The following is a 16149-nucleotide window of genomic DNA, read 5'->3' on the forward strand; positions in this document are numbered from 1 at the left end:
GGAGCCAAAAAAATGATTTTTGTTTTATCAGGAGAGGGGCCAACTGACTTAGGGAAAAATATATTGGGCAAAGACGGCATCGAATTTGTACCAGGGCCTGTCACTTATTTTGTGGACGGACTCTATCGGGAAAAATACCAATATTCTTTACTGGAGAGTAATCCCGAGCAGTTTTGTCTGATTTCCGAAAGTGATTTAAGTCGGTTTGCCAAATCTGAGAAAGGGCAAAATCGCAGGAATATACTGATTCCAGGCATTAAGAACCATCATTTGAAGCCTCATGGTTTTATGGCTAGAGCCCTGGGTTGGAAGGCTGAAAAAATCAAAGAAGATACAGGTGAGGAATGCGTTATTCCTGTCTTTTTTCGGGATACTGATTCAAATGATGAAAAAGACTACCAAGAAAAATTGATTTCGATAGATACCGGTTTTGCCGCAGCCGGCTTTCCAAACAGGGGAGTGGCAATATTGGCCAAACCAAAATCTGAAGCATGGCTGCTTTGTTTGGCAGATCATTATCAAAACGGGCATCTTTATGAAAATGGCCCTGCAAATGATGCTTCTCCTAATTCTTTAAAATCACAGCTCGCCAAGAAAATTAATCCGGATGGAGAAAACCCACTGCTTTCCGCCGAACAGCTGTGCTCTTATGTGAAAGGTATCGAACAAATTGATTTTGACAGGATGTGCGAACAGCTCTCAAGTTTTGCCCAGTTTGTACACCGATTCCAGAAAGCAATAAACGCTGAGCAAGATTAATTAAATGAAACTGCTTGCCTATACCACTCAGGACGGTTTTGAAACCGTCACTCCCTTATCGGCCAAATCACGGAACTTGGCCGTCATTTACAGCCGCCACGCACCGGGTTGCCGCTTAGAGATGTATGTCAATCGGCGCGGCAGCAATCACTTCTTCGCCTATAAAGGCGAACGCTGTTCAGACGGCATCACAGAACCCGAATCGCTGACTCATACCTTATGCAAAACCGTTTTGAAAGAGCTTGCTGATGAAGGTTTGCCTACCGAACTGAAACTGACCCATAAAGGCAGACGTTGGGATTATCCTGTACCGGTTATCCTGACATCAGGCGCGTTCGAGTACCCGATTCAAGCCAATGGCCATCAGTATTTTATCGACACCTTCTGTACCTTCCGTCAAGAAAACATATCGTTCCTGAAGTCCTATGCCTGTAAATGGGGTGGTCAGATTGCCTTTGAATTTTTCCATACCAGCGGTCTCGCGGCCAACAGTCCGAAATGCAGAGATTTGGAGCGTATGGGTATTCCCGTTATTCAGGTGGCTGCCCGAGAAGGGGATTTCCTGTATCTGGACGAAGACACACTGATCGGTAAAACCGATCAAGAAGCCATGGAGCAGATTGAATTGCACCGCCAAAAAATCCGCAATGCCTTTAAAAAGCAGATTATCGGCGTATTGTTCAATTCTCCTGTCTCAGAGGCTTATGAAGCTGCGCAAGAACTGTACGGCAGCTTAGAGACAGCATTGCAGAGGATTAAGGACTTGGAACAGGAAAACCAAGCTCTGGTGGCTGGAACAGAACTTCTTTCGGACAAAGTCAAACAGCTGACGCTGGAACAGGAACATTACCTGTACCGTATCGGCGAAATGGCTCAAAAAACAGCTTCGGAGCAGGCATCGGTTCAGCCTGCTCAGGAAGTGCCTAAACCCATGGGTTTATGGGCAACGCTGAGGCGCATATTCAAATAAAAATCAGATTATCTGGTTAATCCGTTACCGGGACAGCCGGTTGACTATTGAGTTGGAAATGGACAAAAAGCGGTGTTTTATTGCAGATAAAACACCGCTTTTTCTCAACAGAAGTGATGATTTTCGGCCCAGGGATCGTTGCACCTGAATTTACGCTTTCTAAAGCAGGGTAAACAGATTTCATCAAAACTATTCCATAATATCTAAATAAACAAAGACCCTGCACATGCAGGGTCTTTGTTTATTGGAGTTTACCCCCCCAGCAATCGTTCAAGCTTTCTGTTTGTTTTTCGAGTATACCTCAAGACTCTGCCGGGCATATTACCGACTGGCTGTTAAGCTGTTGACACAATGGCTGTTTGGCGTAAAATATCAATATCCTTAATCTCAAGTCTTTGCATAACTGATTTTCCCGGTTATAGCAAAGCATCTTGCTATAACCGTTTCTTTTCTCAGGGACGGTTATGAAGATTCAATTTATCAAATCCCAAAACTGCCGGCTAAAATGCTGGCTATTTGTCTTTCTGCTACAAAATATCTGGTTTTAAGTGTATCGCTGACTGTTCCGGTGCATACCCATGCCGGCATCGAAAGCGACATGGCCAATATGTTCAACTCCATGGGGGCAGCCACAAATTATACTGAGGCCGGTGCTTTCCATGGACAAAGTGGCAGTCTCTATACCGGTGGTAGTTTCAGCGCCAGAACACCGGTATCGAATCTCAGTCTCGGCAATATTCAACTGCCATCAGTTAATGCCGGCTGTGGCGGCATCGACATCTTCGGCGGCTCGTTCTCTTTTGTCAGTAAAGAGGAGTTTATTCAGTTTACCCGCAACTTGGGTAACAATGCTGCCGGTGTTGCATTTGACTTGGCTTTAAAGGCGTTGGATCCGATGATTCAGGATGCCATCAACGGCATTCGCGATTTAGCCCAATCTGTCAATTCCCATAACATGAATTCCTGCCAAATGGCACAGAGCCTTGTCGGGGGTGTGATGGGTGCTGTTGCAGAGAGCGCCAGTTCAAACTGTCAGGCAGCCGCCGTCAGCTCAGGCAGTGCAGATGATGCTTCAGATGCTTCATGGTTCTGTCGTTACGGTAAGAATTTAGCCAAGGTCTCAAAACAGGCAGCAGGCACTAATTCGCCTCAAGATACCATCAGCTTCACAGGCGGCAATCTCACCTATGAGGCCATGAAAAAACATACGTCCGATATCAAAGACCTGAATTTAGGCAATTTTGATGCTATGGACTTTTATTACAGTATCGCCGGTACAGCTGTTTTCCCAACGCCTAAAGAAGACGGTGAGGGTACGGTTAGTGCAGGTGTTCAATCGTTTGCACCACGGATTACAGGCATCGGAGAGCTGCTCTCCGGCAAAGAAAATTCCGTCGACAAGCAATATGTGACCGTTGATATGTGGACCTGCCGCGACGGCAGTGAAAGTAAGAAGGAAGTTTGTACTGAAAACAACAATGTCCAAATCAAATCCTTGCGCTATATCGTACGGGAGCGATTGAAAGCAATGCCTGCGAAAATTCGCAGCAATGCGAATTGGACAGAACAGGAAGTGAGAGAAGTATCTGTACTGGTGGCCAACAGCAGCCTGCCTATTTTACGCATGGCCGTGGCCGATGCCTTTCTCGGCACCAAGAATTTGGAAAAGACCGCCGTAACCGACACCATTGCCATCGATGTGGCCGCAGGTATTCTTTCTTCAGCCGAACGCCACCTCCGCACAGCTGTCAGCCTGTATAGCAAGACGGACGAAGTCAGCGGTATGGAGGCGAAGAAGATTATGGATAATTTAGCCGAGCTGCGCGGCAAGATTTATGCTGAACGCAATCATGCGCTTGCCAAAATCGAAATCGAGCAAAGCATGATGTCCGCTATGGCACAGTCCGACAGCCAATGGCGCAGCCAATTTGTCGATTCTGGCCGCAGTATGGCATTTGACCAAATGAATCGCTTGTAATGGGAGGAGCCATGGCAGTCGAATATTTTACTTTTGCGGGGAACGGTGAGGCGGTTCAAGGTGTATTTAATGCAGTAGCCACACTTTCCTCTTCCAATACCATGACTGGTGCACTCCAAGCCGCTGCACTTTTCGGTTTTTTGGTTACCTTGTTTGTGGCCGTCTATAAAATCGACCTCAAAGACAACTTTGTCTACCTCTTTGTGATTGCCGGTGTGTGGATGGGTATGATGGTACCCAAAACCACTGTACTGATTACCGAAACCGCCGGTCACGGTTTTACCGGCCGCCAATATACCGTCGGCAACGTCCCCATCGGTTTGGCCTATTCGGCCAATATGGTCAGCACCTTCGGTCATCATCTGACCCGCAGGGCAGAGCAAATCTACAATATACCCAACGAACTCAACTACAGCCAAACCGGCGTCCTGTTCGGTGCGCGGCTGATTGAACAGATTCGGGACGTGTCCATTCCTGATGCAACATTAACGCAGGACTGGGCATTGTTTATGAACCAGTGTTCGTTTTTCGATTTGAACCTGTACCATTTTTATACGGTTGAAGACTTGCGTGACAGTACGGACATCCTGGCAACTTTGGGTAATACCAACCGTGCCATGTTTACCAATGTGTCAAAATTAAAAAGTGGTGCCAATGCCGGCGGGAACTTTGCCAACAGCCGCTTGCAGTATGAGGGCGGCAGCACTTCGATGACTTGCGACAAAGCTTACCAACTGCTCAAAGCACGGACTGAATTCTACTCACAAGGTTATTTGCCTAATTACGTTGCAGATAAAGTATTTGCCGGATTAGGTACATCGACCGCACCCAATAAAGCCGCTGCATTGGCCACGCTCGGTAACAATTCATTCCAATACCTGCTCAACAATGCCCGTGTCGATACCTTGAAAAACATTGAGCAGTCGGCCATGGTGGAAATCATCCGCCAAAGCACGGTAATCAACGGTCAGCGCAACAACCATGCAGCCCGGGTTCAAGAGGTGTTTGCCTTTACCCAGGCACGCAACCAGTATATTACCGCCCAAAAAACCGGCGGACTTATGGCCAGTCAAAACCTACCGGTGGTGCGCTCCGTAGCTGAGGCGGTACTGATTGGGATTTTTCCGTTTGTGGTGATTTTGGCACTTTTGGCCGGGATTGCGGCATTCAAGCTGATTATGTTCTATGTGATGGCACTGTTTTGGATTCAACTGTGGGCACCGGTGGCCAGTATCATCAATTTTGTGCTGACCATTCACACCCGCCGCCTGTTTAATGCTGAAACAGCCGTCGGTATGATTACCCGGGCTCCGGCGACGGCCTGCTGATGGCGGCCGCCGATGCCCAAGCAGCGGCGGCGGGTGCAATGTGGTTGGTTCCGGTTATCTCCGGCGCATTGGTGATGGGCGGCCGTATGTTGGTCAGCGGCCTGACAGGTATGGCCACTGCGGCGAAATCCGGTGCGGAATCGGCCGGTTCACAAGCAGGTACGGGTAATTTTGCCGCCGGCAATATGAATTACAACAATGCCAACGCCAATAAATACTCACTCAACCCGGTATATACCGATCCGCAGATGACGACCGCGCATTCGGCGGCCGGCACCTCTTGGATGAGTGCAGCCAGCGGAACCAGCCGCTATCAGGCACGCAACAGCAGCTTGGCCGTCTCATCACAATCACAAATCAGTGAATCGGAAAACTACGGCCGCATGGCTGACCGCGCGGAAACAGCTGCCAGACAACATCAGGCGGCTTATCAGGAAAGCTTAGCTTTGGGGCAGGCGCAAACCTTGGCTTGGGCCGGAAAACACAGCTTTGGCCAAAGTGCAGATTCGGGTTACGGTATGGGCTTGGATGCGGCGCAATCTCAGAAAATGTCTTGGATTAATGAGCAAGCTCATAATATTACACAAAGACATGGCATTAAAAATGAATCTGCTATTCGATCTGCATTGATGGCTGGTTTAGGAGTAGGCATGTCAAAATCAGACGGTTTGTCAGAATCTACAACAGCTTCCCAATCAATCAGCCAGAGCATGATTTCAAAAGGAATGGCTGGATTGACATCCTTGAGTCAGCAACAAGGAATTACCGGAAACATTGCAAAACAAATTCAACAAGCCATCAAAGGAAATGCGGGTATTGACTGGAAAGGCTCTGCTAGCAATTCTGACGCTCTCGTTGCAGACATCGGCAAATCAATCTCTGCTGGTCACAAGGAAGGCATTACCTTCGACAGCAGCTTCACCGACAAAGTCAGCAGCTCTGCGGCCTATAAAAACTCGCTGTCCTCCGGAGACGAACTGGCGCAAGGCGCGAGTGCAAGTATGCAGCGTGCGCAGCAGGCCAGCCGTTCGGCTACCGACAGCTTCAACGAGGCTCAAAGCTACCGTGAGCAGGCTCAGCGCACTTACGGCAACGGTAAAACCGTTACCTACGACAATACCAACGACCTGATTGCAAACAATCCGAATCTGACCCTGTCCCAACTGAACAGCGGCGAAGGCAATACTTTTCAGACGGCCATGGCCACCGCAGACCGTCGCAGCAGTCAGATGGACACGGCCGCACAACAGGCCGGCTGGAAACCGGAGGGCAACCTCTCTTCGGACAGCCGCCCATCAAATACGGTTGATGCAGCGTATCAGCAAAACGTCTCTACCGTTGCTTCAGGCTCCAATGCCGCCTTTGAGGGGGTACGCGAGCGTGCTTCACGCAGCGGTATCAGCGCCGATTCGATTGATGCAGCCATCAGCAAACGCGGCAACGACTATGAGCGGGATTTCAATCAAGCCAGAAGCGGTGTCGACGGCGATGTAGCTCAAGGCGGCCGGCGCTATGACGGCCGTGTCGATGATTTGGCCAATCGGGCACGAAAAGCTGACGAAAACAGCAACGGCATGATGATGGAGCTGAATTCTCATGTCTTGCCGTGGAATGCCGGTGGAGAGCGGCGCGAACAGGTAATGCAAGATGTCCGCGACGGAAAAGGCCCTCTCGGCTCAGGTGCAAATCAAACCGAAGCTCATTTGGGTAGGAACCCGAATCTGGCCAACGAGCTGAAGCAGCGCCCGGGCAGCGGATCCCGCACCTTCCGCCCAAAGCAGTAGCCCCTGTCGCCGGAAATCGAGCCGGTAACGGCAGTATGTTTTACGGGGGCGGCATGGGGCGCATGGGAGGAAACGGGCCGATTAAATACGGCAGCAATAACCGACATATTCAGGAAATGATTGTACGCCAGGCCCAATCGGCTGGGGTTGATCCTCGAGTGATGCTGGCTTTAATTGCAATCGAAACAGGTGGTACATTTAATCCTTATAGCCGTAATCCCAGTGGCGCAGCCGGATTGGGGCAAATCATGCCCGAAAACTGGAAAGCGATGGGGTTGAATGCACAAACGGTCTTTGACCCGGTTAAAAACATTCAGGCCACCATTAAGATGACCAAGAGCAATATTGCCTATTTCCGTAAACAGGTAGGCCGTCTGCCATCAGCAGAAGAATTGTATTTGCTTCATCAACAGGGAGCTGGTGGAGCAACTGCTTTGCTGAAACATTCCGGAAGTAGAGCCGTTGATGCTTTGAAAACATTGACGGTTTACGGTAGCGGCAGAAGAAGTGCCCTGGAAGCAGTCAGACAGAATCTGCCGACTGCACAACGAAGCCGCGCAGGTAGTATTAGTGCGGGAGAGTTTGCTGGATTTTGGTTGAATCAGGCACGCAGCAAATTGAGAAAATACGGATTTTATTAACATGAAAAAGGAGTGAATTATGGCCATTGCCCATATCATCATCGAAGTAGAAGAGTCACCGGACTTGAGCGACTGCGCCGTCCGCCTGAGTTTTAGCGGTGGCACGGAGTTGCAAAGCGAGGAGGGTAAAACGGCGTTTTACAAAAGCTTGGCAGCGGTTGAACAGGCTTTGGAAAGCTCCGAATAAATTAAAGGCAGCTTTTAGCTGCCTTTAATTTATTCGTCAATCATCAAACATTTTATAAAAATGATTGCTTGGATCATCCGTATTCACTAAATCATCTTTACTAAACATTGAAAAATCATCATCAGTATCAAACCAAATATTTCCGGGGCGGTGGGCAAATGCCGGATCGTGAACAAAAGAATGTTCCTCCCATGTGTATGCCTCTTGGTTTGAGACAGGTGTACCGGTAAAAGTAGGCATAAGGAATTTGTGGCGAGTAGTAGGAGACGGCCACAAAACCCAGCATGCCAACGTCAGCAATGGTGCGAACAGCACACCAACACCCCAGTTGGTGTCGTCGGTAAACGCAGCCCAAGAAACATCATTACCCGCCACCATGGAGAGCAGGGTGGCTATGCAGAACATCGCTACGAATATGACTGTCCATCTGATGATTTTTTTCATGGTTGTTCCTCCTTTGGAGCCTAAAAAACGGAAGTTGTCCGTTTTTTAGGCCACCATATCCGCACAGCAAAATTTAGTGTGGACGCACGGTAATATTGTCGGTTGAAATCCAGCGCTCCCCACCTCGCGTAAGCTGGACTTTAATCAAGTTATTTTGCCCTTTTTCCAAAACCAAAGCATTGCCGTAACTGGTTTTAATCGTATTTCTCGGTACGACATCTGTAACTTTGGATAAATATGCATCATGCCCTGCATTTCTACCATCTAAAATAAAATGCGCATAATCGTTCTCATACTTCCAAGACATCTACGCCGTGGGTTGTTGGGAAAGTAGGCAGAAAATATCGGATTTCAGAAGCTCCACGGTACCTTGGTGATGTTCGCAGTAGGCTTTAAAAGTTCCGACTGCATCTGAAACAATATTATTGAAATCCGTTTCACTTCCAGCGTAAAATTTACGGTTTTTGGCATAAAAACTGGTCACCTCGCCACGCATAACCCGGTTTAATGCAGCCAATCGGTTGTCCTTCATCCATACCTTAAGAAACTCTTCAAAAGGTTTGTCCATATGAGCCTTCAACTCGGCATCAGCCTTTGCCGGTACAGCCCCCAAATTTAAAAATTCTCTTTAGCCTGTGCGATATTCGAAAAGGCACATACAGACAATACAGCACAAACAGCAATTTTTTTAAAGGTTTTCAATTTGTTTTCTCCTTTGACAAAAATGGGCTTTGTTTCCACGATTCAGCTCTACTGTTGATAATTTTCACCTTAATTAATTTCATTCGTAATGGTAACGACAGGATACCACATAAATATGGCCGTCCTCCGGCAAATAAACCAACCTATGTTCCCGATCTATGCGGCGTGACCAATAACCGGTCAAATTTCCCTTTAAAGGTTCGGGTTTCCCTTTGCCTTTAAACGGGTTTTCCCTGCATTCATCCAAAAGATCAACAATGGTTTCATACTTGTCCCGATTTTGCTTATACCAGTACTGCAAGTCAATCCAAGATTTCTCTGTCCAGCAGAGTAGCCTTTGCTTGGCTTCTGCTTTATTCTGCTGCTTTTGCTTGGACATGGGAAAGTTCTCGTACAAATGCTTTTCCTGCTTTAATAGCCTCAATCGATTCATGCAGATGAGCCGCATTCGCGGGAGATTTAAGCAGATATAAAGTTTCTTCCATGCTGTTATAGTCATCCAACGACATCATAACAACATGCTCCCCTTGTCTGCGAGTAATAATTGCAGGGCTGTGGGTATGGCACACATCATCCATAACCTGCTTTAATGAGCCTCGGGCTTCTGAATAACTCAATACAATGGCCGACATCGCACTTCTCTCCTTTCTGATTTGACTTTTATTGTACAGGAATTTGTACTATTAAAAAAGCAAAACAGGAATTTTCTTTCCAGAATTGCAAATTTAAACAATTTCACCACCTTTGAAAAGAAATAAATATATGTTTATATTGGACAATTTCTTTTCTCTGTATTAAAATTATATCGTACGATATAAAATGGATGAGTCAGAATGAGTGCCAAACCCACCCTTCAGATGTACAACTTTATTCAGGATGCCTATGATTTCTTCAATAGCCGTTTATTCTCCGGCAAACTGCCACCATGTCTGCTGACATTGCAACGGGACAGCAATGTTATGGGCTACTTCTCCGGTGACAGGTGGCAGAAGGGGAAAGGTGAGGGCACCGTCCATGAGATTGCACTGAACCCTCAATACTTCATCACCCATCGGCCGCTGGAGCTGATGCAGACGCTGGTACATGAGATGGTACACCTTTGGCAGCATGAGTTCGGCAAACCCAGTCATCGTACCTACCATAATAAGGAATGGGCAGACAAGATGGAATCCATAGGCCTGATGCCGAGCAGTACAGGAAAGCCCGGCGGTAAACGGACCGGACAGAAAATGAGTGATTACCCGATTAAAAACGGCGCATTCTATCTTCAATGTGTGGCTTTTTCCAAAATGGGCTATCAACTGCCGTTTTACGACCGACATGCCAAAACAGAATCCACACAGGTTCGACATAATGAGCCGGAAAATTTGACTGCGGCATTGGAGCAGATTCTTGAAGAAATTGCGGCCGAAATCACGGCCGTTGTTGACAGCCAAGTTGATACGCGATTGATTGAGCCATATACCGAGGAAGATCAACGCGCAGAGATTTCTCTCATGCAGCCATTCTCGGAACAGTTCGATATTGATGTAGCCGTCTTAAGCGAGGCTCAGGAAAAAGAAGCAGCTTCCAAACGGAAAACAGTTTACCGTTGTCAGTCATGCGGCGATAAAGCATGGGGGAAACCATCACTTGATTTATGGTGCGGAAAATGCAAAGTACCTTTTGTGAAATTATCGGATGGCTACGACAGGGAGGTAGAAACCGAGGTTATTTAAAATACATGAAATAGTAAACAATAGTCCATAATTTATTTATATCGTACGATATAAATTTGTTTTGCTACTGTATTTTGACTAGGTTATTTACAGGGATGATTTCACCCATATAAAACATAAAAACAGAGACTCAAAATCCACTGGCTTAATTGTAGGATTTAAAATACATGGATAGGCAAAAAATTGCCCGAATTTATCTTCGGGTCAGTACCCGGCAGCAAAATTTAGAGCGGCAACGCGAAATCATCGAGGAAGCTAAGAAAAATGGTTTTTACATAGCCGGTGTCTATGAAGAGAAGGCAAGTGGGGTGAATGCCAGTCGGCCGGAGTTGAACAGGCTGATTGACGACCTTCAAGATGGTGATTGGGTGATTGCGGAAAAAATCGACCGCATCACCCGCTTACCACCCAGAGAAGCAGAGCTTCTGATTCATCGGATTACCGAAAAGGGTGCCAAGCTGCATGTGCCGGATGTTTTTTCTTTCGGCAATATCGATGACCTGATGGGGCAAAGCGATTCCTTGCCTAAATACCTCACTGAGCCGTTGATGGATGCTTTGCAGAAAATGTTTCTGCGCATGGCGCTCAGCATAGCCCATGAAGATTGGAAAACGCGGCGAGGGCGGGCACAGCAGGGTATTGAGAGAGCCAGAAAGGACGGCCGAATGAAAGGGTGGCCGGCTGATAAGCAGCTTCACAAAAACATTATCCAGCTTACCTTACAAGGCGTGAGCATTACCGGTATTGCCTCTGCTTTGAATTGCAGCACCTCAACCGTCAGCAAAGTAAGGCGGGCGCACCGTGCCACCCATCATTCAGCTAGCAAAGGGCAATTTGATATTTTTAAGAAAAGCACACCATAGCGATAGAGTTGCTTATTTGAGCAAGAACGTAGGTAGAGACCTTTGCAAAAAAACCAAAACCCCTCCAAATTCCCCCTAAAGAATTCAGAGGAGTTTTTTATGAGCAGCTTCTTCCAGCAACAAGCCCGAATCATGACGGGTAAACATACCGGCAGCTGCCCGTTGCTCAAAATTAACCGGCTGCCCGATTGGCAGCCCGCCGGACAACTGCCCAACCGGCAAAAGACCCGTTACATCCGCGGCCACCGCGGCCGCCCCGCCTATCCGCTGCCGCCCGTGCTCAAAGCCGTATTGCCCGGCCAATGGCACAACCTCTCCGATCCGGAATCGGAACGCTGTTCAGCCGCCCGTCCGGATTTCTGCTTCTTCTGCGGCTTTGATGAAGCCGCCTTACCCAGCCGCAGCACCCCCTGCCGTTTCCGCAACCGGCCGGCACAGGATGACACCTTAGCCCGGCTTCCCGAACCGGTTAACCGCCGGCTGACCGATAAAAGGCTTAAAAACAGAGAAAGCCCCGGCAGCAGTGATTGATGCCGCCATCATCCAAACTGCCGGCGGCAAACAGCGTCAGGCTGTCGAAACCGATGAAAACGGCATCACTGCCGAAACCCTGCCCGGCAAAGACAAGGATGCGCGCCGGGTGAAGAAAGAGGGCAGATTCACCTCGGGCTGCAAACAACACACCCGAACCGGTTCGGAAGGCTGTATCGGGAAACAGCACACCACCCCGGCCGACGCCCGTGAGTGCAACCATTTCGGACCGCTGCCGGAAGGCACCGCACCCGGAACAACCGTCTATGCCGATAAGGGGTATGACAGTAAAGCCAACCGGGAGCATCTGCAAAGCAAACGGCTGTCCGGCGGCATGATGCGTAAGGCACAGCGGGGCAAACCTTTAACGGAGCAGGAGAAACAGCGCAATACGCAGCTGTCGGAAGTGCGCTGTGCGGCCGGGCAAACCTTCGGTACGCCGCACCGGAAATCCGGCTGTAAAAGAGCGCGTTATTTCGGTTTGCGGAAAGTGCCGGCGCAAAGCCATTTGAAAGCGGTGTGCCTGAACCTGCCAAAGGCAGCCGGCAGGCTTCGTGTGCCTGCTGCTGCCTGAAAAGGGCAATGGCACCCGATAAAGGGGCTGATTGGGGAAATACGGACGGGAAACACGTCTGAAAATGAAAAAACGGTTACCTGATTGTTCAGGTAACCGTTTGGATGGGGTGGCCGGTATTTCGCAAAGGTCTCAGGTAGATAAAAAAAGGCCGTCTGAAATTTGTAAGATTTTTCAGGCGGCATAGAGTTGTAGGCCATAGAACGCGTGCGTGCTAGGGCACACACCCTATCTGCGGATTTTAGGTTTCATACAGGCTACGGCTTGCTACGCTGCGAGTGATGGTTTGCTCTTGGGTGGCTGTAAGAAAAGCTAGCGTTGTTTACAGTATTTGAAAGACAATTCTGCCATGAACATCCACAAAAACACCCGCCTTACTCCGCACCAACGCCAAGCCGTTTGGCGCGCCTATACACAGGATAAAATTACCGTTACTTCACTGGCTCGGCAATACCAAGTCAGCAGGGTCACCATTTACCGTATCCTTAAGGCCGCACGGCTGTAACTTCCCGCACCGCAAAACAGCACCAACAACCGTTTCAAACAAGCCAAATATGGCATGAAACGTTTGGCTAAAGTTGAAAAAGCCATCGAAGAAAAGCTCAAGAAACAGGCTAAGCGCTACAATAAGCCGTACTCCGGCGAAATGGTGCATTTCGACACCAAACGGCTGCCCTTATTGCAGAATCAAAAAGCAACCGAACCGAGGGATTACCTGTTTGTCGCCATTGATGACTATTCCCGCGAACTGTATGCGGCATTTTGCCTGACTGTACTGCCGCCGGTGCAGCCAAGTTCCTTTTGCATGATGTGATTGATTGCTGTCCGTATACCATTGAGTGTACCTACTCGGATAATGGGATGGAATACCGGGTAATGCGTCACATCCGTTTGCGGTTGCCTGTGTGCAAAACAATATCGGTTAAAAGTTTGCCCGTATTGCCCGACCGCAGACGAACGGTAAAGCGGAACGGGTGATCCGTACCTTAATGGAAATGTGGCATGATAAGTTTGCGTTTAAAGATTCGGAAGACCGGCAAAAGGAGTTGTGCCGTTTTGTGAATTTTTATAATACGGTTAAGCCGCATAAGGGTTTGAAAGGTGATACGCCTTTTGAGGTTTTACAGGCTTATTTTTCTCAACCTGTTGTGTAAACAACGCGGATATTTCTTACAATGCCGTCTGAAAAATCTTATCAATTTTTCAGACAGCATTAATTTCAAATCCATAGAACGCGTGCGTGCTGGGGCACATACCCTACCTGTGGATTTTAGGTTTCATGCAGGCTACGGTTTGCTTGCTACCAACCATCATTTTCAGCTTCTTTTAACCAAGTATCAAAATCAGTAAAAACTTCATAATTTTCCGTATTTTCTAAATTGACTACAATAACTTTGGGATTACCTGAAATATCCTCCCCGTCAAAATAAGCTTCCCATTCACCGTAGTTCGCAAATGGAATAGCATTATTTGATATTGAAGAATTAAATTTTCTATATCTGTAGGCAATTTCAGCACCTTCTGTACCATAATCTTCAAACCACCAAGGAAAAAAGTATTTTTCATCATAATTAATGGTATTAGTTGACTGGGAGAGATCTAAATAACTCTTTGGATATTTAAATCCAGACGGTAACATTTCTTTCGGATAGGGAGTAAATTTATCTTGTCTTACCATTTTTAATTACCTTTACATCGTAAATACTGCCATTAGGGAATTTTTGACTCCAACCTGTTGGAACTCCTTTTTGACTTTCTTGGTTTTTAATTCTAAATTGAACAGCTTCTCCCAAGTTTTGGGCAATTTTCCCTTGTACTGAATGGTTCTGGCACGTTCAATTGGAATAGGGTCATTAAAATTATGAACATTCGCTTCAACCTTAACCCTGCTTCGCGAGCAGCAAGTATACGGGTATTATCCAAACTGGTTGGAGCCCTATCAGGCATATTTACTACATCTACAGGTTCACCAATCCATTTATTTTGTTTTTTCATTTCTGTAACTATCGAATCATAATTGTAATCCGTTCCTCGCTTCTGATAACTTACGGTTGCCTGAGAAAAAGATGTTCGCGTAGGGTCAATGGTCTGTTTGCCTATAGGCAAAACATAATCACCATTAGGGGATTTGATCAATTTATTTCCCCCAGCCATCTCCCCATCAACAGTCGACATAACCCGCTGCCCCAAAGTCTGGCTAAATTCCCTGCCGCCCACCTTCAAACTCTTGTTTCCCAAAAGCTTGACGGCAACGGTCTTGGTCGCTTTACCAATCCCCAAGCCCATCAGTTCAAACTCAGGATACACCGGAATAAGGCCGACTTCTCCGGTGCGTATGCCTCCTAATTTGCTGATGTTCGTCAACGGAACTTCTTTGTCAAACATAAAGCCTTCTTTGGCTCTGCCGGATTGCTGAACGATTGAGGCCAAGCTTTCCACTTGGTTTTTAAAGTCCTTACGTACCTTGGCATCGGATTGATAGGCTTTGATGAATTCAGGGCTCGCAGCCAGAGCATCCATCTGTTTCAGACGGTTTACTGCAATCAGGCCGTCTGAAATAGGGTGATCGGCTCCTACTTTATCCAAATATTGCAAGATTGGTGAAGATGGTTTGCCAAGCCCTGAAGGAATGGCAGCCAATTGCTGTTTGGTATAAGCAACAGATTGTTTTGCTTCGTTCTGTTTGGCCGTACATGCTTCAATTGAACCATATACCGAACAAGCTTGTGCCAATTCACGATTGCGGCGTTTGCTGATTTCTTCAAGTGCTTTGGCTGCTTTAGTATAACAGCGTGCGCCTTTTCCTTGGCATTGGGCAATCTCTTGATGATATTTAGACCAGTCTTTCGGAAGGAGATAATTATTCTCTACCGCATTCTGCCCCGCCGCAGCACCGATTTGTGCGTTCAAAGCCGAACCACCGGCCAAACCGCCCGATACCGTGCCGAATACCGCCGATAAGTCGCTGACCAGTGTCTTTTCCTGCTCACCCAATATGCTCGGATTGGCTGCTGCCTCCTCGCCAAACAGGGTTTGTGTGATGGCTTTGGCCGCGAGTTCGCTGCCCGCGCCGCTGACGGCACCGGCTTCAAAGCTGCCGCCGTTTACAACGGCCAATACGCCGCTGTTGACAGCATGGGCAAGCAGTTGTAGTGCTTCGTTCGGATGGCTGCCGTTTTGACCGAAAGTTTGGCCGATCAGTTGGGCGGTGTAGGGGCTCGCGCTGTTCACCGCTGCCTGAATTTCGCTTTGGCCGCCCAGTATGCCGGTAATCAGCGTGGTGCCTGCGTTTAAGGCGCGGACTTTCCTGCCGCCGGTTTCCCATGCTTTCACATTCTCCCGTGCTTCGTTCAGACGGCCTTGTGCGGCATCAATATCGCTTTGATTGCCGCTGAAGGTTGCCCCCATCAGTTCTGTTTCGGCATTGCTGAGGGCTTCTTGGGCTTTGGCCAGTTGGTTTTGGCGGTAAACCGATACGGCTGAAGCCACATCTGCCGTGGCCTTCGCCACAATCTGCTGTTTCTCCGTAATTTTGGCCAAATCGGGCAGGGCGGCAACGGTGCGGTGGGCGCTGCTGCTGTCGCTGTGGATGCCTAATTCCTGCACGGTGGTGTCTTTACCGGCTATGTTCAGACGGCCTTCGCTCAGGGTAGCGTAGGTGATGCTGTTG

The 16149-nt window shown here is 48.0% G+C and carries 16 protein-coding genes and 2 pseudogenes; 11 read left to right on the top strand and 7 right to left on the bottom strand.

The window, feature by feature from the left end:
- Window positions 1-12 precede the first annotated feature (12 nt).
- The 7 genes from CGZ65_RS05595 (at window position 13) to CGZ65_RS13220 (ending at window position 7647) form a co-directional block, all read left to right on the top strand.
- Window positions 13-759, top strand: a complete 747-nt coding sequence (locus CGZ65_RS05595; RefSeq protein WP_096295146.1) for a hypothetical protein — start codon at window positions 13-15, stop codon at window positions 757-759.
- A 4-nt stretch (window positions 760-763) separates the two neighbouring features.
- Window positions 764-1729, top strand: a complete 966-nt coding sequence (locus CGZ65_RS05600) for a hypothetical protein (RefSeq protein ID WP_096295147.1) — start codon at window positions 764-766, stop codon at window positions 1727-1729.
- A 505-nt stretch (window positions 1730-2234) separates the two neighbouring features.
- The gene (locus CGZ65_RS05605; protein ID WP_096295148.1) at window positions 2235-3707 is read left to right on the top strand and encodes a conjugal transfer protein TraH; all 1473 of its coding nucleotides are present in this window, start codon (window positions 2235-2237) and stop codon (window positions 3705-3707) included.
- 11 nt (window positions 3708-3718) lie between these two features.
- Complete coding sequence (locus CGZ65_RS13950) at window positions 3719-5035, top strand: conjugal transfer protein TraG N-terminal domain-containing protein (protein ID WP_232507553.1); 1317 nt, start codon at window positions 3719-3721, stop codon at window positions 5033-5035.
- Entirely contained in the window at window positions 5035-6819 is a 1785-nt protein-coding gene (locus CGZ65_RS13955; protein ID WP_232507554.1) for a hypothetical protein, read from the top strand. Before CGZ65_RS13950 ends, CGZ65_RS13955 begins: the two co-directional genes overlap by 1 nt.
- 53 nt (window positions 6820-6872) lie before the next feature.
- Window positions 6873-7460 (top strand): transglycosylase SLT domain-containing protein, encoded by a 588-nt coding sequence (locus CGZ65_RS05615; RefSeq protein ID WP_157742717.1) that lies wholly within the window; start codon window positions 6873-6875, stop codon window positions 7458-7460.
- A 19-nt stretch (window positions 7461-7479) separates the two neighbouring features.
- Window positions 7480-7647, top strand: coding sequence for a hypothetical protein (locus CGZ65_RS13220; protein WP_198345353.1), 168 nt, complete (start codon window positions 7480-7482; stop codon window positions 7645-7647).
- A gap of 36 nt (window positions 7648-7683) precedes the next feature.
- Here the strand turns inward: CGZ65_RS13220 and CGZ65_RS05620 are convergent, their stop codons facing one another.
- The 5 genes from CGZ65_RS05620 to CGZ65_RS05635 all read right to left on the bottom strand — a co-directional run bounded on the left by CGZ65_RS05620 (window position 7684) and on the right by CGZ65_RS05635 (window position 9425).
- Window positions 7684-8091: a hypothetical protein gene (locus CGZ65_RS05620; RefSeq protein WP_096295150.1), complete on the bottom strand. Its 408-nt coding sequence runs from the start codon at window positions 8089-8091 to the stop codon at window positions 7684-7686.
- 73 nt (window positions 8092-8164) lie between these two features.
- Entirely contained in the window at window positions 8165-8398 is a 234-nt protein-coding gene (locus tag CGZ65_RS13960) for a hypothetical protein (RefSeq protein WP_232507555.1), read from the bottom strand.
- Window positions 8399-8704 carry a hypothetical protein gene (locus CGZ65_RS13965; protein ID WP_232507556.1) on the bottom strand — a complete coding sequence of 102 codons (306 nt, stop codon included), beginning with the start codon at window positions 8702-8704 and terminating at the stop codon, window positions 8399-8401.
- Between the two features lie 168 nt (window positions 8705-8872).
- The gene (locus CGZ65_RS05630) at window positions 8873-9172 is read right to left on the bottom strand and encodes a Txe/YoeB family addiction module toxin (protein WP_096295151.1); all 300 of its coding nucleotides are present in this window, start codon (window positions 9170-9172) and stop codon (window positions 8873-8875) included.
- Entirely contained in the window at window positions 9147-9425 is a 279-nt protein-coding gene (locus CGZ65_RS05635) for a type II toxin-antitoxin system Phd/YefM family antitoxin (protein ID WP_096295152.1), read from the bottom strand. The genes CGZ65_RS05630 and CGZ65_RS05635 overlap by 26 nt, the downstream gene beginning before the upstream one ends.
- Before the next feature lie 201 nt (window positions 9426-9626).
- On the opposite strand from CGZ65_RS05635, the gene CGZ65_RS05640 reads away from it, so the two are divergent.
- The 4 genes and pseudogenes from CGZ65_RS05640 (at window position 9627) to CGZ65_RS15340 (ending at window position 13633) form a co-directional block, all read left to right on the top strand.
- Complete coding sequence (locus CGZ65_RS05640; RefSeq protein ID WP_096295153.1) at window positions 9627-10511, top strand: SprT-like domain-containing protein; 885 nt, start codon at window positions 9627-9629, stop codon at window positions 10509-10511.
- A gap of 167 nt (window positions 10512-10678) precedes the next feature.
- Window positions 10679-11374 carry a recombinase family protein gene (locus tag CGZ65_RS05645; protein WP_096295154.1) on the top strand — a complete coding sequence of 232 codons (696 nt, stop codon included), beginning with the start codon at window positions 10679-10681 and terminating at the stop codon, window positions 11372-11374.
- 99 nt (window positions 11375-11473) lie between these two features.
- Window positions 11474-12479: pseudogene (locus tag CGZ65_RS05650) on the top strand (IS5 family transposase).
- Window positions 12480-12828: 349 nt separating this feature from the next.
- Window positions 12829-13633, top strand: a pseudogene (locus CGZ65_RS15340) (integrase core domain-containing protein).
- Window positions 13634-13779: 146 nt separating this feature from the next.
- On the opposite strand, the gene CGZ65_RS05660 reads toward CGZ65_RS15340, so the two are convergent.
- Complete coding sequence (locus CGZ65_RS05660) at window positions 13780-14157, bottom strand: SMI1/KNR4 family protein (protein WP_096295155.1); 378 nt, start codon at window positions 14155-14157, stop codon at window positions 13780-13782.
- A 92-nt stretch (window positions 14158-14249) separates the two neighbouring features.
- Window positions 14250-16085: a VENN motif pre-toxin domain-containing protein gene (locus CGZ65_RS14600; protein WP_269768631.1), complete on the bottom strand. Its 1836-nt coding sequence runs from the start codon at window positions 16083-16085 to the stop codon at window positions 14250-14252.
- Window positions 16086-16149 lie beyond the last annotated feature (64 nt).

The sequence above is a fragment of the Neisseria weixii genome, from assembly GCF_002327085.1.
Lineage (GTDB): Bacteria > Pseudomonadota > Gammaproteobacteria > Burkholderiales > Neisseriaceae > Neisseria > Neisseria weixii.